The sequence below is a fragment of the Streptomyces bikiniensis genome, from assembly GCF_000716625.1.
Taxonomy (GTDB): Bacteria; Actinomycetota; Actinomycetes; order Streptomycetales; family Streptomycetaceae; genus Streptomyces; species Streptomyces bikiniensis.
Genome location: NZ_JNXJ01000016.1, coordinates 20,335 through 37,532, shown reverse-complemented (window position 1 = coordinate 37,532; position 17,198 = coordinate 20,335). Strand labels below are relative to the sequence as shown.

General features: G+C 70.9%; 20 protein-coding genes. 10 read left to right on the top strand and 10 right to left on the bottom strand.

What is annotated here, in order from left to right:
* Positions 1 to 14: 14 nt before the first annotated feature.
* Both leuA and OO47_RS15425 read left to right on the top strand, forming a co-directional pair.
* Entirely contained in the window at positions 15 to 1,787 is a 1,773-nt protein-coding gene (gene leuA, locus OO47_RS15430) for a 2-isopropylmalate synthase (protein WP_030211013.1), read from the top strand.
* 244 nt (positions 1,788 to 2,031) lie between these two features.
* The gene (locus tag OO47_RS15425) at positions 2,032 to 2,724 is read left to right on the top strand and encodes a tellurite resistance TerB family protein (protein WP_030211010.1); all 693 of its coding nucleotides are present in this window, start codon (positions 2,032 to 2,034) and stop codon (positions 2,722 to 2,724) included.
* An 85-nt stretch (positions 2,725 to 2,809) separates the two neighbouring features.
* Here the strand turns inward: OO47_RS15425 and OO47_RS15420 are convergent, their stop codons facing one another.
* From OO47_RS15420 to OO47_RS15405, 4 genes are all read right to left on the bottom strand, one after another.
* Complete coding sequence (locus tag OO47_RS15420) at positions 2,810 to 4,180, bottom strand: FAD-dependent oxidoreductase (RefSeq protein ID WP_030211008.1); 1,371 nt, start codon at positions 4,178 to 4,180, stop codon at positions 2,810 to 2,812.
* A gap of 160 nt (positions 4,181 to 4,340) precedes the next feature.
* Positions 4,341 to 5,135, bottom strand: a complete 795-nt coding sequence (locus OO47_RS15415) for a DUF3592 domain-containing protein (RefSeq protein WP_051715736.1) — start codon at positions 5,133 to 5,135, stop codon at positions 4,341 to 4,343.
* Positions 5,132 to 5,398, bottom strand: coding sequence for a DUF397 domain-containing protein (locus OO47_RS15410; protein ID WP_030211006.1), 267 nt, complete (start codon positions 5,396 to 5,398; stop codon positions 5,132 to 5,134). The genes OO47_RS15415 and OO47_RS15410 overlap by 4 nt, the downstream gene beginning before the upstream one ends.
* The gene (locus OO47_RS15405; RefSeq protein WP_030211005.1) at positions 5,380 to 6,213 is read right to left on the bottom strand and encodes a helix-turn-helix domain-containing protein; all 834 of its coding nucleotides are present in this window, start codon (positions 6,211 to 6,213) and stop codon (positions 5,380 to 5,382) included. Before OO47_RS15405 ends, OO47_RS15410 begins: the two co-directional genes overlap by 19 nt.
* 116 nt (positions 6,214 to 6,329) lie before the next feature.
* On the opposite strand from OO47_RS15405, the gene OO47_RS15400 reads away from it, so the two are divergent.
* The 4 genes from OO47_RS15400 to OO47_RS15385 all read left to right on the top strand — a co-directional run bounded on the left by OO47_RS15400 (position 6,330) and on the right by OO47_RS15385 (position 8,482).
* Positions 6,330 to 6,566 (top strand): hypothetical protein, encoded by a 237-nt coding sequence (locus OO47_RS15400; RefSeq protein ID WP_229991658.1) that lies wholly within the window; start codon positions 6,330 to 6,332, stop codon positions 6,564 to 6,566.
* Complete coding sequence (locus OO47_RS15395; RefSeq protein ID WP_030211002.1) at positions 6,563 to 6,778, top strand: hypothetical protein; 216 nt, start codon at positions 6,563 to 6,565, stop codon at positions 6,776 to 6,778. Before OO47_RS15400 ends, OO47_RS15395 begins: the two co-directional genes overlap by 4 nt.
* A gap of 106 nt (positions 6,779 to 6,884) precedes the next feature.
* Complete coding sequence (recO, locus tag OO47_RS15390; RefSeq protein ID WP_030211001.1) at positions 6,885 to 7,634, top strand: DNA repair protein RecO; 750 nt, start codon at positions 6,885 to 6,887, stop codon at positions 7,632 to 7,634.
* A 23-nt stretch (positions 7,635 to 7,657) separates the two neighbouring features.
* The gene (locus OO47_RS15385; protein ID WP_030210999.1) at positions 7,658 to 8,482 is read left to right on the top strand and encodes an isoprenyl transferase; all 825 of its coding nucleotides are present in this window, start codon (positions 7,658 to 7,660) and stop codon (positions 8,480 to 8,482) included.
* Positions 8,483 to 8,555: 73 nt separating this feature from the next.
* Here the strand turns inward: OO47_RS15385 and OO47_RS15380 are convergent, their stop codons facing one another.
* From OO47_RS15380 to OO47_RS15365, 4 genes are all read right to left on the bottom strand, one after another.
* Positions 8,556 to 8,966 (bottom strand): Fur family transcriptional regulator, encoded by a 411-nt coding sequence (locus tag OO47_RS15380; RefSeq protein WP_030210997.1) that lies wholly within the window; start codon positions 8,964 to 8,966, stop codon positions 8,556 to 8,558.
* 72 nt (positions 8,967 to 9,038) lie between these two features.
* Positions 9,039 to 9,941, bottom strand: coding sequence for a metal ABC transporter permease (locus OO47_RS15375; protein WP_030210995.1), 903 nt, complete (start codon positions 9,939 to 9,941; stop codon positions 9,039 to 9,041).
* 2 nt (positions 9,942 to 9,943) lie between these two features.
* Positions 9,944 to 10,720 carry a metal ABC transporter ATP-binding protein gene (locus OO47_RS15370; RefSeq protein ID WP_030210993.1) on the bottom strand — a complete coding sequence of 259 codons (777 nt, stop codon included), beginning with the start codon at positions 10,718 to 10,720 and terminating at the stop codon, positions 9,944 to 9,946.
* A 26-nt stretch (positions 10,721 to 10,746) separates the two neighbouring features.
* On the bottom strand, positions 10,747 to 11,748 hold the full coding sequence (locus tag OO47_RS15365) for a metal ABC transporter substrate-binding protein (protein ID WP_030210991.1): 1,002 nt from the start codon (positions 11,746 to 11,748) through the stop codon (positions 10,747 to 10,749).
* Between the two features lie 187 nt (positions 11,749 to 11,935).
* Between OO47_RS15365 and OO47_RS15360 the strand changes: the two genes are divergently transcribed.
* The gene (locus OO47_RS15360) at positions 11,936 to 13,318 is read left to right on the top strand and encodes a glycine--tRNA ligase (protein WP_030210987.1); all 1,383 of its coding nucleotides are present in this window, start codon (positions 11,936 to 11,938) and stop codon (positions 13,316 to 13,318) included.
* Positions 13,319 to 13,412: 94 nt separating this feature from the next.
* Here OO47_RS15360 and OO47_RS15355 read toward each other — a convergent pair whose 3' ends face one another.
* Positions 13,413 to 14,000: a TetR family transcriptional regulator gene (locus tag OO47_RS15355; protein WP_030210985.1), complete on the bottom strand. Its 588-nt coding sequence runs from the start codon at positions 13,998 to 14,000 to the stop codon at positions 13,413 to 13,415.
* A 37-nt stretch (positions 14,001 to 14,037) separates the two neighbouring features.
* Positions 14,038 to 15,096, bottom strand: a complete 1,059-nt coding sequence (locus tag OO47_RS15350) for an aldo/keto reductase (protein ID WP_051715734.1) — start codon at positions 15,094 to 15,096, stop codon at positions 14,038 to 14,040.
* A 205-nt stretch (positions 15,097 to 15,301) separates the two neighbouring features.
* Here OO47_RS15350 and OO47_RS15345 point away from each other — a divergent pair, with 205 nt between their 5' ends.
* The 3 genes from OO47_RS15345 to dusB all read left to right on the top strand — a co-directional run bounded on the left by OO47_RS15345 (position 15,302) and on the right by dusB (position 17,088).
* Complete coding sequence (locus tag OO47_RS15345) at positions 15,302 to 15,523, top strand: DUF6243 family protein (protein WP_030210979.1); 222 nt, start codon at positions 15,302 to 15,304, stop codon at positions 15,521 to 15,523.
* Between the two features lie 72 nt (positions 15,524 to 15,595).
* Positions 15,596 to 15,889, top strand: a complete 294-nt coding sequence (locus OO47_RS15340) for a hypothetical protein (protein WP_030210977.1) — start codon at positions 15,596 to 15,598, stop codon at positions 15,887 to 15,889.
* A 62-nt stretch (positions 15,890 to 15,951) separates the two neighbouring features.
* Positions 15,952 to 17,088, top strand: coding sequence for a tRNA dihydrouridine synthase DusB (gene dusB, locus OO47_RS15335; protein ID WP_030210970.1), 1,137 nt, complete (start codon positions 15,952 to 15,954; stop codon positions 17,086 to 17,088).
* Positions 17,089 to 17,198: the final 110 nt, after the last annotated feature.

Sequence of the window (17,198 nt, the reverse complement as noted above, 5' to 3'; positions counted from 1 at the left end):
AGGAGCCCCACGCAATGTCGCAGTCCCCGTTCATCGGCCGCCCCACGCCCGTCACCAACGAGGCCCCGCTGCAGAAGCCGTCCGGGATGCCGATCCACAAGTACGGCCGGTACGAGGCCGTCGAGATCCCCGACCGCACCTGGCCCGACCGGCGCATCACCAAGGCCCCCCGCTGGCTGTCCACCGACCTGCGCGACGGCAACCAGGCCCTGATCGACCCGATGTCCCCGGCCCGCAAGCGCGAGATGTTCGACCTGCTCGTACGCATGGGCTACAAGGAGATCGAGGTCGGCTTCCCGTCCTCCGGCGAGACCGACTTCGCCTTCGTGCGCTCCATCATCGAAGAGGGTGCGATCCCGGACGACGTCACCATCTCCGTCCTGACCCAGGCCCGCGAGGACCTGATCGAGCGGACCGTGGAGTCCCTGGTCGGCGCCAGGCGCGCCACCGTCCACCTGTACAACGCCACCGCGCCCACCTTCCGCCGGGTCGTCTTCCGCGGCTCGAAGGAGGACATCAAGCAGATCGCCGTGGACGGCACGCGCCTGGTGATGGAGTACGCGGAGAAGCTGCTGGGCCCGGAGACGACCTTCGGCTACCAGTACAGCCCCGAGATCTTCACCGACACCGAGCTGGACTTCGCCCTGGAGGTCTGCGAGGCCGTCTGCGACGTCTGGCAGCCGGGCCCGGGCCGCGAGATCATCCTCAACCTGCCCGCCACCGTGGAGCGTTCGACGCCGTCCACGCACGCGGACCGGTTCGAGTGGATGTCCCGGAACCTGACCCGCCGGGAGTACGTCTGCCTGTCCGCCCACCCGCACAACGACCGGGGCACCGCCGTGGCGGCGGCCGAGCTGGCCGTCATGGCCGGCGCCGACCGCGTCGAGGGCTGCCTGTTCGGCCAGGGCGAGCGCACCGGCAACGTGGACCTGGTGACCCTGGGCATGAACCTGTTCAGCCAGGGCGTCGACCCGCAGATCGACTTCTCGCAGATCGACGAGATCCGCCGCACCAGCGAGTACTGCAACCAGATGGAGGTCCACCCGCGCCACCCCTACGCGGGCGACCTGGTCTACACCGCCTTCTCCGGCTCCCACCAGGACGCCATCAAGAAGGGGTTCGACGCCATGGAGGCCGACGCGGCCGCCCAGGGCAAGAGCGTGGACGACATCGAGTGGGCGGTCCCGTACCTGCCGATCGACCCGAAGGACGTCGGCCGCTCCTACGAGGCCGTCATCCGGGTCAACTCGCAGTCCGGCAAGGGCGGCATCGCGTACGTCCTGAAGAACGACCACAAGCTGGACCTGCCCCGCCGGATGCAGATCGAGTTCTCCCGGATCATCCAGCAGAAGACCGACTCCGAGGGCGGCGAGGTCACGCCGGCCGCGATCTGGTCCGTCTTCCAGGACGAGTACCTGCCCAACCCGGACAACGCCGCGGCTCGTTGGGGTCGCATCCAGCTGCGCTCCGGCCAGACCACCTCCGACACGGACGGCACGGACACGCTGACCGTCGAGGCGGTCGTGGACGGCGTCGACACGGTCCTGACCGGCTCCGGCAACGGCCCGATCTCGGCCTTCTTCGCCGCGCTGCAGGACGTCGGCGTCGACGCCCGCCTGCTGGACTACCAGGAGCACACGATGAGCGAGGGCGCCTCCGCGCAGGCCGCCTCGTACATCGAGTGCGCCATCGACGGCAAGGTCCTGTGGGGCATCGGCATCGACGCCAACACGACCCGCGCCTCCCTGAAGGCGGTCATCTCAGCGGTCAACCGCGCCGCCCGCTGACCCGCCCCGACCCCGCTGCCCCGTGCCCTCCCGGAGGACGCGGGGCAGCGTCGTGCCCGGGCCCGCGCGAGGGCGGGGAGGGGCGTGCGGGACCACCCGGGAGGGTGATTCCGCGGCGGTCGAACGGTGACGTGTCTCGGCCATCTCCACGGTGAACTGACGACGGGGTACTGACGCCACATCACGGATGTGGTTAACATCACGCCCACGCCGGCAGCGCAGCCGGGGCGTCGAGGAGGTGCGTATGCGGTCTGCCCGGAATTCACGTGGTGGGAAAGTGGGCATCTGCGGGATCCGCACCTCCTGGAACACCGTGGGGGACGGCGAGTTCTTCTGCGAGGCGTGCGGGGGCGACCGCAACTACCGGCGCCGCACCGGCCGCCGCAGGTTCGCCGTCCTGGGCGTCCCCGTCCTGCCCCGGGGCTGTACGGGCCCGGTGGTCGAGTGCGCGGCCTGTCACACGCACTTCGGTACGGAGGTGCTCGACCGCCCGACGACGAGCCGCTTCTCCGCGATGCTGCGGGACGGCGTGCACACCGTCGCCCTGGCCGTCCTCGCGGCCGGCGGCACCGGCTCCCGCGCGGTCCTGGACCGGGCCGTCAGCGCGGTCAGGTCCGCCGGCTTCGCGGAGTGCACGGCCGTCCAGCTCGTGGACCTCGTGGAGGCCCTGGAGGCCGACACGGGGCGCTTCATGCCCGAGGTGAACCCCGAGGGCACGATCCTCGCGATCGAGCTGCATGAGGCCCTGGAACCGCTCGCCCCGCACCTCGCCCCCTCCGGACGGGAGTCGATCCTCGTCCAGGCCGCCCGGATCGCCCTCGCGGACGGTCCGTACAGCCCGGCCGAGATGGAGGTCCTGGGCACCGTCGGCACCGCGCTCTCGCTGCCCCCGGACGACACCGTCCGGCTGCTCACCTCGGCGCGCACCGTCTCCTGAGCCCGGGAAAGACGCGGAGACACGACTCCGCGGGGGCCGGAGGAGATCCGGACCCCCGCGGAGTCGTGTGCTGTGCGTCCCGCCGTTACTCGATCGCGCCGCTCGCGCGCAGCATGTCCTCGCGCTCCACGATCTTCACGCGCTCGCGGCCCTCGGGCTCGCCGAGCGCCTTCTCGGCGGCGTCGAGGGCGTACCAGCCCTCCCACGTGGTGTACGTGACGCCCTTGCCCTCCAGGAAGGCCACGACCGCGTCCGTCTCCGGGGTGGCCGGGTCGAGCAGGCGCCCGTTCGCGAAGTCGTCCAGGAGGTTCGCCACGGTCTCGTTGGCGTCGCCCTTGGTGTGGCCGATGAGGCCGACCGGGCCGCGCCGGATCCAGCCGGTGACGTAGGTCGACGCCAGGTGCTCGCCGTTCTCCTGGATCACCCGGCCGCCCTGGTCCGGGACGGTGCCGCTGACGGCGTCCCACGGGAGCTTGGGCAGCTCGTCCGAGAGGTAGCCGACCGCGCGGTAGACCGCCTGGACGTCCCAGTCAGTGGTCTGACCGGTGCCCCGGACGTTGCCGGTGCCGTCCAGCTCGGTGCGCTCGGTGCGCAGGCCGACGACCTTGCCGTCCTCGCCGAGGACCTCGACCGGGGACTCGAAGAAGTGCAGGAAGAGCTTGTGCGGGCGGTCGCCGACGTCGCGGATCGCCCAGTTCTCCAGGGTCTTCGCGACCATGTCGGTCTGCTTGTTCTTGCGGCGGTCCGCGATCGAGCCCTCGTCGTAGTCGATGTCCTCGGGGTTGACGATGACCTCGATGTTGGGGGAGTGGTCCAGCTCGCGCAGCTCCATCGGGCTGAACTTCGCCTGCGCCGGGCCGCGGCGGCCGAAGACGTGCACTTCGAGCGCCTTGTTGGCCTTCAGGCCCTCGTAGACGTTCGGCGGGATCTCGGTCGGCAGCAGCTCGTCCGCCGTCTTCGCCAGGATGCGGGCGATGTCGAGGGCCACGTTGCCGACGCCGAGGACGGCGACCTTCTCGGCCGACAGGTCCCAGGTGCGCGGGACGTCCGGGTGGCCGTCGTACCAGGAGGCGAAGTCGGCGGCGCCGAGGCAGCCGTCCAGCTCCACGCCGGGGATCTTCAGCTCGCGGTCCGCCATGGCGCCGGTCGAGAAGACGACGGCGTCGTAGAAGGAGCGCAGGTCGTCCAGGTGCACGTCGGTGCCGTAGTCGACGTTGCCGAAGAGGCGCACCTGCGGCTTGTCGAGGACCTGGTGCAGCGCGGTGATGATGCCCTTGATGCGCGGGTGGTCGGGGGCGACGCCGTAGCGGATGAGGCCGAAGGGCGCCGGCATCCGCTCGAAGATGTCGATCGACACGCCCGGCTCGGCGGCGGCCTCGGACTTCAGCAGCGCATCGGCGGCGTAGATTCCGGCGGGGCCGGCGCCGACGATCGCGACCCGGAGGGGGCGGGGCATGACTGGGTTCCCTTCGCAGCGACATGGCGGCGAAGCCGCCGACACTTAGGTCACCCTAAATAATGCACGACGCGGAGCGGTACCCGGCCCCGGTCTATGGGGTCATAAGCCGACCTTATGACTTCCATAAGCGGGGCTAGGCGGGGCGGGTCTCCGCGTCTCAGCCCTGCAGGGCCGAGACGACCAGGGCGCCACCCCAGAAGACGCCGCCGCCCGCCATGCCGCAGCCGACGAGGGTCATGAACGCCATCATGCAGCGCACATAGGACCCTTCGAGGTGGATCGCCACACTCGGGTCACGCGGGTGGTACGACACCTCCACCGGGCCGGCCGTGGTGGTGGTGTACCTGTGGGTGGCGCCCGTGGTGTCCCTGTAGAGGTACACCCTGGACTTGTTGGTGAAGTGCGAGAACTCCGCGGCCACCGTGATGCCGTGCCTCGGCAGGTACCACATCCGGTACAGGTCCCGCCCCATGCCCCAGACCAGGAACCCGCCGATGGCGGTGACCACGAGCGGCAGCCAGAACGCGATCGCGTGCTCCGCCCGGCCGACCACGCCGAGGAACACGTCCAGGGCGATGACGGGTGCGGCGATCCCGGCCAGGACCACCGCTCCGCGGTAACGGCGTCGTGCCGGGGGGACGGGCGGGCGGTGGGTGACGAGGGTGGAGCCGTCGACGTCCGCGACCTCGTCGGGCAGGGCGGCGTCGACGGCCCGTACGAAGGCGGTGGCGGCGGCTTCGCTCACGTCCTCGACCCGGTAGACGACCGGTTCGGCTTCGGCGCGGGAGATCAGTTCGACCTCGACGGAGCGCCCCTCGGCGTAGACGCTCTCGATCGCCGCCAGGGGTATGTAGTGCTCGCCGTCCGCCCGGCCGAGGGTGACCGCCGCCCCCGTGAAGCGCAGGACGGCGCCGTCGCGCCCGCGCAGCACGAGGGGGGAGGCGGCCGTCACGAGGTCAGGCCGCCGACGAACGCGGCCCAGGCGTCGGCCCGCACCACGAGGACGGGGCCGGGGTTCTTGCTGTCCCGGACCGGAACGACACCGGGGACGTCGTCCAGGACCTCGACGCAGTTGCCACCGTCGCCGTTGCTGTAGCTGCTCTTGCGCCAGGCGGCGCCCGTGAAGTCGTACGAGACTTCGACGCAGTCGCCGCCCGACGCATTGCTGTAGCTGCTCTTGAACCAGTTGGCGTGGGTCAGGTCGTACGCGCGCATCGTCTGAAGTCCTCCGCCGCCGACTCGATCAGTGCGAGGGACGCCTCCGGCGACAGCGCGGCGACCCTGAGCAGATCGTAGGCGCGCTGTGCCTGCTTCACCACCGCCGGATCGTCAAGGAGCGTCCCCGAAAACGCTGTTTCTGTATAGGCCGTTGGCGGCTGGTCCTTGAACTCCATCAACCGCAGGGAGCCCTCCATGACGGAGTGTGCTCCGGCCGCGCGGGGGAGCAGGGCCACCAGGACCTGTCGCCCCCGGATCAGCCCCACGATGTGCTCCAGTGCCGCCGCCATCACCGCTGGTCCTCCTACGGGGATCAGGACGGCGTTCTCGTGGAGGATGACCCAATACTCGGGCCTTGTAGCGTCCGTGAGGATCTTCGCCCGCTCGACCCGAGAGCTGACCTTCTCCTCGACGAACTCCTCCGTGGCGAACGGGTGCATCGCCAGCGTCACCGCCCGTGCGTACTCGGCCGTCTGCATCAGACCCGGCACGACCGTCGGCGCGAACTCGCAGATCTTCGTCGCCACGGCCTCCAGCTCGGCCACCGCGTGGAAATAAGACGCGTACGGTGAGTTGTCGATGAGCTTTCGCCATGTTCGTTCGAAAATACCGCCGGTTTGTAGGACCTCGTCGATTCTTTTCGCGACGTCCAGTTGGGGTTTTCGAATTCCCTGCTCGAACAGGCCGATGTAACCGCCCGAAACGAACACCCGTCCGCCCAGCTCGCTCTGTGAGAGCCCCGCCCCCTCCCTGTGTTCCTTCAGGAGGTCCCCGAAGAACTCCCACACGTCCTGCCGCTTGCCTCTGGCCATGGCTTAACTCCCCTGCCCTACTGCGCAGTTGTCGGCGTGCGCAGCTGTCGATTCTACGGATCAGGGGTCACCCTGGAGAGGCGAAGCGGGAAATGGATTCAGAAAGGCATACGTTGGTGAAGGAAGACATCACGAAGGCGTCCACGGGGACGGTCGGAGCCGCACAGGAGGCGGTGGCGGAATTGCGCGAGGCGCTCGCGAGTGCGGGAATCACCCTTCCCTCGCTCGGCCTCGACGTCGTCACCCTCGCCGCCGATCCCCCGAGGCCGCTCGTGGAATTGGGATGCTGCACGGTGGAAACGGCCCGGCTTCTCGCCGCCGCCGTACTGCCGAGGGAGGAGAGTCGATCGTGACGCTGCCCATCGGGTCGTACGTCGTCGAGATCCGCACCGGACGGGTCGGGAGGGTCATGGGGCACGAGGGCCCCTACGTCCAGATCCGCGCGCTCGGCGGAGGGCGCGAGTGGGACGTGGACCCCGAGGGGGTGCGGGAGGCGACCTCGGCCGAGCGGCTGAGCGCCGCCACCGCGCACGTCAACGCCCGCAGCCGGGGCGAGGTGCCTTGAGCGGCGGCGGGGCCCGGTAGCCCTCCCGTACGACGCGGCCCTCCCGTAGGGCGCCGGCGCCCGGCCCCGGGTCCGGGTGTCGGTGCCGTACGGGAGAATGGACCGCATGAGTCTGTTCCGCGACGACGGCATCGTGCTGCGCACCCAGAAGCTGGGTGAAGCGGACCGCATCATCACCCTCCTCACGCGCGGTCACGGGCGCGTACGCGCCGTGGCGCGGGGCGTGCGGCGCACGAAGTCGAAGTTCGGGGCCCGGCTCGAACCCTTCTCCCACGTCGACGTGCAGTTCTTCGCCCGGGGGAGCGAGCTGATCGGGCGCGGCCTGCCGCTCTGCACGCAGAGCGAGACGATCGCCGCGTACGGCGGCGGGATCGTCACCGACTACGCCCGCTACACGGCCGGCACGGCCATGCTGGAGACGGCCGAGCGGTTCACCGACCACGAGGGCGAGCCGGCCGTCCAGCAGTACCTGCTCCTCGTCGGGGGCCTGCGGACCCTCGCCCGGGGCGAGCACGCCCCCCACCTCATCCTGGACGCCTTCCTGCTGCGCTCCCTCGCCGTGAACGGCTACGCGCCCAGCTTCGAGGACTGCGCCAAATGCGGACTCCAGGGGCCGAACCGGTTCTTCTCGGTCGCGGCGGGCGGAGTCATATGCGGCGACTGCCGGGTACCCGGAAGCGTCGTACCCTCTGCGGAGGCCATCGGCCTGCTCAGCGCGCTCCTCACCGGCGACTGGGCGACGGCGGACGCGTGCGAGCCGCGTCACGTCAGGGAGGGCAGCGGACTCGTCTCCGCCTACCTGCACTGGCACCTGGAGCGCGGCCTGCGCTCCCTGCGATACGTAGAGAAGACCTAGGTAGGAGATCCATCGCCATGGCCATCGCACGACGCGGAATCCTCGGGCGGCAGCGCCGGGAGTACAAGCTCCCCGAGCCGCACCCGTCCGGCGCCCGCCCGCCGAAGCTCCCGGCCGAGCTGGTGCCGAACCACGTGGCCTGCGTGATGGACGGGAACGGCCGCTGGGCGAAGGAGCGGGGCCTGCCGCGCACCGAGGGCCACAAGGTCGGCGAGGGCGTCGTCCTGGACGTGCTCAAGGGCTGCCTGGAGATGGGCGTCAAGAACCTCTCCCTCTACGCCTTCTCCACCGAGAACTGGAAGCGCTCGCCCGACGAGGTCCGCTTCCTCATGAACTTCAACCGGGACGTCATCCGCCGCCGCCGCGACGAGATGGACGAGCTGGGCATCCGCATCCGCTGGGTCGGCCGCATGCCCAAGATGTGGAAGTCGGTCGTCCAGGAGCTCCAGATCGCCCAGGAGCAGACCGTCGGCAACGACGCCATGACCCTGTACTTCTGCGTCAACTACGGAGGCCGCGCCGAGATCGCGGACGCGGCGCAGGCCATCGCCCGGGACGTGGCGGCCGGCCGGCTGGACCCGTCGAAGGTCAACGAGAAGACCTTCCAGAAGTACCTGTACTACCCGGACATGCCGGACGTGGACCTCTTCCTGCGCCCGAGCGGCGAGCAGCGCACCTCGAACTACCTCATCTGGCAGAGCAGCTACGCCGAGATGATCTTCCAGGACGTGCTGTGGCCGGACTTCGACCGCCGCGACCTGTGGCGCGCCTGCGTCGAGTACGCCTCCCGCGACCGCCGCTTCGGCGGCGTCGACCCGGCCGACCTGGCCGTCCTCGACAAGCGCTGAGCCGCGGAGACGGAGCAGGGCCCGCACCGGAACCGTCCGGTGCGGGCCCTGCGTGCGTCCCGCGTATGTCGGGTCACTTCTCGGCGCACTCCGCGCACGTGCCGAAGATCTCCACCGTGTGCGCCACGTTCACGAAGCCGTGTTCCGCGGCGATCGCCTCGGCCCACTGCTCCACCATCGGGCCCTCCACCTCCACGGCCTTGCCGCAGAGACGGCAGACCAGGTGGTGGTGGTGGTCGCCGGTCGAGCAGCGGCGGTAGACCGTCTCGCCGTCGCTGGTGCGCAGCGCGTCGACCTCGCCCGCGTCCGCGAGGGACTGGAGCGTGCGGTAGACGGTGGTGAGGCCGACCGAGTCGCCGCGGTGCTTGAGCATGTCGTGCAGCTCCTGGGCGCTGCGGAACTCGTCCACCTCGTTCAGTGCCGCCGACACGGCGGCCCGCTGCCTGGTCGAGCGGCCGCGTACGGGGGGTCCTGCCGTCACCACGGGGGCCTCCTTGGATGCTTGTCTGCCCCCGCCATTCTGCCAGCCCCCCGCGCCCCCGGGACCGGTCGTGGCTCACACCCTCGCGTCGTCGCCCGGCCGCCGCCCGGCCGGAACCCGTACGTCGCAGGCCGCCGGGTCCGCCGCCTCCGCCTCGGCCGCCCGCGCCCGCCGCCTCGCGAGCGGCGTGGCGAGCAGCGTGAGCAGGACGAAGACCCCGATCGCGTACAGCACGATCGTCGCGCCGGGCGGGGCCTCCACGTAGTACGTGGTGAGCGTGCCCGACAGGGAGACGACGACCCCGATGAGGACGGCGCCGGCGAACGTGGCGCGGAACGAGCGGGTGAGCTGCTGGGCCGCCGCGACCGGGACCACCATGAGCGCGCTGACCAGGAGCAGGCCCACGACCCGCATGGCGACGGTGACGGTCACCGCGGCCGTGACCGCGATCAGCAGGTTCAGGGCGCGCACCGGCAGGCCGGTGACCCGGGCGAACTCCTCGTCCTGGCTGACCGCGAAGAGCCGGCGGCGCAGGCCGACCGTGACCAGGACCACGAAGGCGGCCAGGACCGAGATCGCGGTGACGTCCTCCGGCGAGACCGTGGTCAGCGAGCCGAAGAGGTACGAGGTGAGGTTGGCGTTCGAGCCGGTCGGCGAGAGGTTGATCAGCAGGACGCCGCCCGCCATGCCGCCGTAGAAGAGCAGGGCGAGCGCCAGGTCGCCGCGGGTCTTGCCGTACGCCCGGATCAGCTCCATCGCGACCGAGCCGGCGACGGCGACGAGGGTCGCCATCCAGACCGGGCTGGAGTTCAGCAGGAAGCCGAGGCCGACACCGGTCATGGCGACGTGTCCGATGCCGTCGCCCATCAGCGCCTGGCGGCGCTGGACGAGGTAGACGCCGACGGCGGGGGCGGTGATCCCGACCAGGAGGGCGGCGATCAGCGCCCGCTGCATGAAGGCGGGTTCGAGGAATTCCATGGTCAGCTCAGCAGTCCCGTGCGGAGCGGCTCGCCGGCCGCGTGCGGATGTACGTGGTCGTGGCCGGGCAGGGCGTGCTGGCCGACGGCCTCGGGCGGCGGCCCGTCGTGGACGACGCAGCCGTCGCGCAGGACGACGGCCCGGTCGATCAGCGGCTCCAGGGGGCCCAGCTCGTGCAGGACGAGCAGGACGGTGGCGCCGCCCGCGACCTGCTCGCGCAGGGTGGAGGCCAGGACCTCCTGGCTGGCGAGGTCCACGCCCGCCATCGGCTCGTCCATGATCAGGAGTTCGGGTTCGGAGGCGAGCGCGCGGGCGATCAGGACCCGCTGGTGCTGGCCGCCGGAGAGGGCGTCCACGGGGCCCCCGGCGCGGTCGGCGAGGCCGACGAGGGCGATGGCCCGCTCGACGGCGGCCCGGTCGGCCTTGGCGAGCCGGCCGAACCGGCGGCGGGAGAGGCGGCCCGAGGTGACGACCTCGCGGACGGTGGCGGGGACGCCGCTCGCGGCGGTGGTGCGCTGCGGCACGTAGCCGACGCGGGCCCAGTCGCGGAACCGCTTCTGCTCGGTGCCGAACAGCTCGATCGTGCCGCCGGTCAGCGGCACCTGGCCGATGACGGAGCGGACGGCGGTGGACTTGCCGGAGCCGTTGGCGCCGAGCAGCGCGACGACCTCACCGCGGTGGACGGTGAGGTCGACGCCCCGGAGGACGGGCCGGGCGCCGAGGGCCGCGGCGGCTCCGCGGACGGAGATGACGGGTGTCGCTGCGGGTTCCCGGTCCATGGGCCGTACCTCCTGCTGTGCTGTGGTCACTTGGCGCCGAGGGCCTTCTTCAGCGCGGTGAGGTTGGAGCGCATGACCTCGATGTAGTCGCTGCCCCGGGACCTGTCCGTGACGCCCTCCAGCGGGTCGAGCACGTCGGTCTTCAGACCGGTGTCGCCCGCGAGGGTCTTCGCCGTCCTGTCGCTCGCCAGGGTCTCGAAGAAGACCGTGGAGACCTTGTCCCTGGCCGCGATCTCCTGGAGCTCCTTCATGCGGGCGGGGCTCGGCTCGGACTCGGGGTCGAGGCCGGAGATGCCCTCCTGGTCCAGGTGGTAGCGCTCGGCGAGGTAGCCGAAGGCGGAGTGCGTGGTGATGAAGGTGCGGGTCGCGGTGTTCTTCAGGCCCGTCTCGAACTCGGTGTCCAGGTCGCCGAGCTTCTTCACCAGGGCGTCGGTGTTCTTCCTGTAGTCGGCGGCGTGGTCCGGGTCGGCCTTCTCGAAGGCGCTGCCGACGCCCTTGGCGACCTCGGCGTACTTCACGGGGTCGAGCCAGACGTGGGGGTCGGCGCCGGCCTCGGAGCCGTGGTCGTGGCCCTCTTCGCCGGCGTGCTCGTCGGCGTGGTCGTGGCCTTCTTCGCCGTGGCCGTGATCGTGACCGGCCCCGGTGCCGTGCGCTTCGAGCTTCGTGAGGGTCGTGGCGTCGACCGTGTTCTCGACGCCGGCCTGGGCGATGGCCTCGTCCACGGCGGGCTGGACGCCCTTGAGGTAGAGGATGACGTCGGCCTCGCCGAGCGCGCCGATCTGCCTCGGCTTCAGCTCCAGGTCGTGGGGCTCGACGCCGGGCTTCGTGAGCGTCTCGACGGCGACGTGGCCGCCGCCTATCCGCTCGGCCAGGTACTGCATCGGATAGAACGACGCCACCACGTCCAGCTTGCCGCCCTTGTCCCCGTCGGCGGCGTCGGAGGTCCCGGCGCAGGCGGAGAGGGAGACGAGGCCGAGCGCGACGGCTCCGGCGAGGGCGGTGGTGGGTATCAGACGGCGTACGTTCATGACACTCATTTTCAACAAAATTGGAAACGGTTGTCAATTGCCGTGTATGTGGTCCTTCCCACGCGACGCCCCGCCCGGCCGCCCGACGCCCCGACCCCCTTCGTACCGGGAACCGATTTGATGCGGAGGGTACGGGCGCCGGTAACCTGTGGCATTCGCACTTCGTCGTCGTAATGAAGAGAGCACCGTGGCCGCCGACAAGATCGACACCATCGTCAGCCTGAGCAAGCGCCGTGGCTTCGTTTTCCCCTGCAGTGAGATCTACGGCGGTCAGCGCGCCGCCTGGGACTACGGGCACCTGGGCGTCGAGCTCAAGGAGAACATCAAGCGCCAGTGGTGGCGTTACATGGTCACCTCGCGCGAGGACGTCGTCGGCATCGACTCGTCGGTCATCCTGGCGACCGAGGTCTGGGAGGCGTCCGGTCACGTCGCCACCTTCACCGACCCGCTGACCGAATGCACCTCCTGCCACAAGCGCTTCCGCGCGGACCACCTGGAGGAGGCGTACGAGGAGAAGCACGGCCGTCTCCCCGAGAACGGCCTCGCCGACCTCAACTGCCCCAACTGCGGCAACAAGGGCACCTTCACCGAGCCGAAGAACTTCTCGGGCCTGCTCTCCACCCACCTCGGCCCGACCCAGGACTCCGGCTCCGTCGCGTACCTGCGTCCCGAGACCGCCCAGGGCATCTTCACCAACTTCACCCAGGTGCAGACGACCGCGCGGAAGAAGCCCCCGTTCGGCATCGCGCAGATGGGCAAGTCCTTCCGGAACGAGATCACTCCGGGCAACTTCATCTTCCGGACCCGCGAGTTCGAGCAGATGGAGATGGAGTTCTTCGTCAAGCCGGGCGAGGACGAGGAGTGGCAGGAGTACTGGATGCAGCAGCGCTGGAACTGGTACACCGGCCTGGGCCTGCGCGAGGAGAACATGCGCTGGTTCGAGCACCCGCAGGAGAAGCTCTCCCACTACTCCAAGCGCACCGCCGACATCGAGTACCGCTTCTCCTTCGGCGGCAGCGAGTGGGGCGAGCTGGAGGGCGTCGCCAACCGCACGGACTACGACCTGAGCGCCCACTCCAAGGCCTCCGGCGCCAGCCTGACCTACCTGGACCAGGAGTCCAACGAGCGCTACACGCCGTACGTCATCGAGCCGGCGGCCGGTGTCGGCCGCACGATGCTGGCCTTCCTCCTCGACGCGTACACCGAGGACGAGGCCCCCAACGCCAAGGGCGTCATGGAGAAGCGCGTCGTCATGCGCCTCGACCACCGCCTGGCCCCGGTCAAGGCCGCGGTCCTGCCGCTCTCCCGCAACGCGCAGCTCTCCCCGAAGGCCAAAGGCCTCGCGGCGGACCTGCGCCAGAACTGGAACATCGAGTTCGACGACGCCGGCGCCATCGGCCGCCGCTACCGCCGCCAGGACGAGATCGGCACCCCGTTCTGCATCACCGTCGACTTCGACACCCTGGAGGACAACGCGGTGACCGTGCGCGAGCGCGACACCATGAAGCAGGAGCGCGTCTCCCTCGACCAGATCCAGGGCTACCTGGGCAGCCGCCTCCTCGGCTGCTGAGTCGCGGCACCTCTGTCATACGGCAGTACGGCGAAGCCCCCGGTTCCGGACCACGGAGCCGGGGGCTTCCCTGTCGTACGGAACCCGCCGGGCGTCAGGCGCGCAGGCCGCGCAGGAGCAGTCCCACCACGGCCTCGAACTCGGTCTCGATCGTGGGGCGCCGCCACTCCGGCGCGTAGGCCGGGTCGTGGAAGCGGGAGGTCGCGTCGAAGAGGGCGCGGGCGGTCGCGTCCGGATCGGGGGCGGTGAACTCGGCCTCCCGGGCGCCCTCCGCCACGATCGACCGCACCTGGTCGATCAGGACGCCGATGTGCTGCTCGACCACTCCGCTGTTCTCGTCGATCAGCACGTTGTACGTGGCGAACAGCTCGGGGTCGTCGCCCGCCTTGTGCCGCTTGGCCTCGAAGAGGTGGGCGAACCAGGCGTGGAGCTTCTCCGGCGCCGGCCGGTCCGGGGCCGCGGTCAGCTCGGCGAGGGCGGTCTCGGTGCGCGAGAGCCACCGCTCGGTCACCGCCTCGCGCAGCGCCGCCTTGGTGCGGAAGTGGCGGTAGACGCTGCCGTGGCTGACGCCGAGGACCCGGGCCACGTCCACCACGGTCGCCTTCGCCGGGCCGTAGCGCCGCAGCACCTCCTCGGTGGCTTCGAGGATGCGCTCTGCGGTCAGGGTCTCGGTGGCGGCCATGGAAGGACAGTACCCGGCGGCCGGGGGCCGTCGGCGCTCACGACCGCTCGCTGTCCAGGTGGGCCATCTGCGCCGCCGGATACCGCTCGCCGGCCGCCGCGCCCGCCGGGACGGCCTCCTCGATCGCGGCCAGGTCGGCATCGTCGAGCACGACGTCCAGGGCGCCCAGCGCCTCCGCGAGCCGGTCCCGGCGCCGGGCGCCGACCAGCGGCACGACGTCCGCGCCCCGCCGCTCGCCCTGGGCCAGGACCCAGGCGACGGCGATCTGCGCGACGGAGGCGCCCTTCGCCTCCGCGAGCGCCCGCAGCCGGTCCACCAGGTCCAGGTTCCGCCGGAGGTTCTCGCCCTGGAAGCGCGGGCTCATGCCCCGGAAGTCGCCCGGCGCCAGCTCCCGGTCCCGGGTGAAGTGGCCGCTGATCAGGCCGCGCGAGAGCACGCCGTACGCCGTGATCCCGATGCCCAGCTCGCGGGCGGTCGGCAGGATCTTCTCCTCGATGGACCGGGAGATCAGCGAGTACTCGATCTGGAGGTCCGAGATCGGGGTGACGGCCGCCGCCCGACGCAGGGTGTCCGCGCCGACCTCGGAGAGCCCGACGTGCCGCACGTGTCCCGCCTCGACCAGCTCGGCGATGGCGCCGACGGTCTCCTCGATCGGCACGTCCGGGTCGACGCGGGCGATCCGGTAGACGTCGATGTGGTCGGCGCCCAGGCGCTGGAGCGAGTACGCCGCGAAGTTCTTCACGGCGGCCGGCCGCCCGTCGTACCCGGTGAAATCGCCCTCGACGGTGCGGAGCGCGCCGAACTTCACGCTGGTGAGGGCCCGCTCGCGGGCGCCGGCGGGCGCGGTCCGCAGCGCCTCGGCGATCAGCAGTTCGTTGTGCCCCATCCCGTAGAAGTCGCCGGTGTCGAGGAGGGTCACCCCGGCGTCCAGGGCGGCGTGGATCGTCGCGATCGACTCGGCGCGGTCGCTCTCGCCGTACAGCGCGGACATGCCCATGCAGCCGAGGCCGAGGACGGAGACCCGGGGGCCGGCGGCGCCCAGCCGGCGGGTGGGGATGCGGTCGGGGGCGGGGGTGGTGCTCGGTGTCGTGGTCATGGTTCAACCTTGACATGGGCGATGACAGATTTCAATATCTGTCATTCCTTGGAGTGGTGCGGGGAAAACCGGGTGCCTCCGGGGAGCGGCCGGGGTAGCGTCCCCGGCATGTCTTCGTTCTTCCAGATCTACGAGTGAGCGCCCAGCGCCGGGGCTGACCGGGCCCGCGACCACCGACCACCTCACCGAACGACGGGAGAACCCCGTGGCGAAGAGCCGCAACAACCTCCTCGGCGTCGGCGGACAGCGCAAGAAGCTGTCCCGCGCCGACCAGCAGGCCACCACCCGGAGCCGCGCCGCCGACCGGCGCACGGCCGCCGACCAGAAGCAGGAACTCCTGAGGAAGATGCGCGAGCGCGCGCAGGAAGCCGCGAGCGGCACGGAGGGCGCCGGGAGCGCCGATACGACCGGTACCGGCCGGGAGTAACCGGCACCGCACGACGAAGGGCCCGAGGCGTTCCCCGCCCGGGCCCTTTTCGCGGTCGGGAGGAAGGCGGCCGTGGATTCCGGCGATCTCATGGTGTGGATCCGCGGACCGGACGGCACCTTCCAGCCGAAGAAGCCCGCCGTCCGGAACTGGACCTCCACCGAGACCGTCGTCGGGGACGGGAGGGCGGACATCCCCGCCCGGGACGCCGACGGCACGCTGAAGCTCCGGACCGGCCGGGGCGACGCCGTCTTCGACGACCCGAGGACCGCCCCCGTCCGCTGGTGGCGGGGACCGGAAGGCGCACAGGGGTACGGGCGGCGGCCGCCGCCGCCCGTACCCCCGCAGGACGCCGCCCGGATGTGAGGTCGGGCATGTTCGGGCCGTACGGCCGACCCGTGACCGCCGCCGTGCGCGACAATGGGCGGATGACCGCGTTCACCCCCCTCGCCATCGGGCCGCACATCGTGCAGCCGCCGGTGGTGCTCGCCCCCATGGCCGGCATCACCAACGCCCCCTTCCGCACCCTCTGCCGCGAGTACTCCGGCGGCAAGGGGCTGTTTGTGAGCGAGATGATCACGACGCGCGCCCTGGTCGAGCGCAACGAGAAGACGATGCAGCTCATCCGGTTCGACGCGACGGAGAAGCCGCGCTCGATCCAGCTGTACGGAGTGGACCCGGTGACGGTCGGCAAGGCCGTGCGGATGATCGTGGACGAGGACCTGGCCGACCACATCGACCTGAACTTCGGCTGCCCGGTCCCCAAGGTGACCCGGAAGGGCGGCGGCTCGGCCCTGCCCTACAAGCGGCCGCTGCTGCGGGCGATCCTGCACGAGGCCGTGACCAACGCGGGCGACCTGCCGGTCACGATGAAGATGCGCAAGGGCATCGACGACGACCACATCACCTTCCTGGACGCGGGCCGGATCGCGGTCGAGGAGGGCGTCACGGCGATCGCCCTGCACGGGCGGACGGCGGCCCAGCACTACGGCGGCACGGCCGACTGGGACGCCATCGCGCGCCTCAAGGAGCACGTGCCGGAGATCCCGGTCCTCGGCAACGGCGACATCTGGTCGGCCGACGACGCCCTGCGGATGATGCGCGAGACCGGCTGTGACGGAGTGGTGGTCGGACGCGGCTGCCTGGGCCGCCCGTGGCTCTTCGGGGACCTCGTGGCGGGCTTCGAGGGCACGGGTTCGTACGCGCAGCCGGGGCTGCGGGAGGTCGCGGACGCGATGGTGCGCCACGCCCGGCTGCTCGGCGAGTGGCTCGGGGACGAGGCACGCGGTGTCATCGACTTCCGCAAGCACGTGGCCTGGTACCTGAAGGGCTTCGCGGTCGGTTCGGAGATGCGTAAGAAGCTGGCGATCACCTCGTCCCTGGACGAGCTGCGCGCTCAGTTGAGCGAGCTCGACCTGGACCAGCCGTGGCCCGTCGGCGCGGACGGCCCTCGGGGCCGTACGTCCGGAAACAACCGAGTCGTCCTGCCGGACGGCTGGTTGAAGGACCCGTACGACTGCTCCGGCGTGAGCGAGGACGCCGAGCTGGACACGTCCGGCGGCTGAGATCCGGCCTTTCCCGGGGAGTGATCCTCGCCACCCTTGAGGGGGTAGGTGCTCACATGAGCAGGTTACGGGCGACTGCACCGCCTGAAGGGTGGCACCCGGTGCCACCC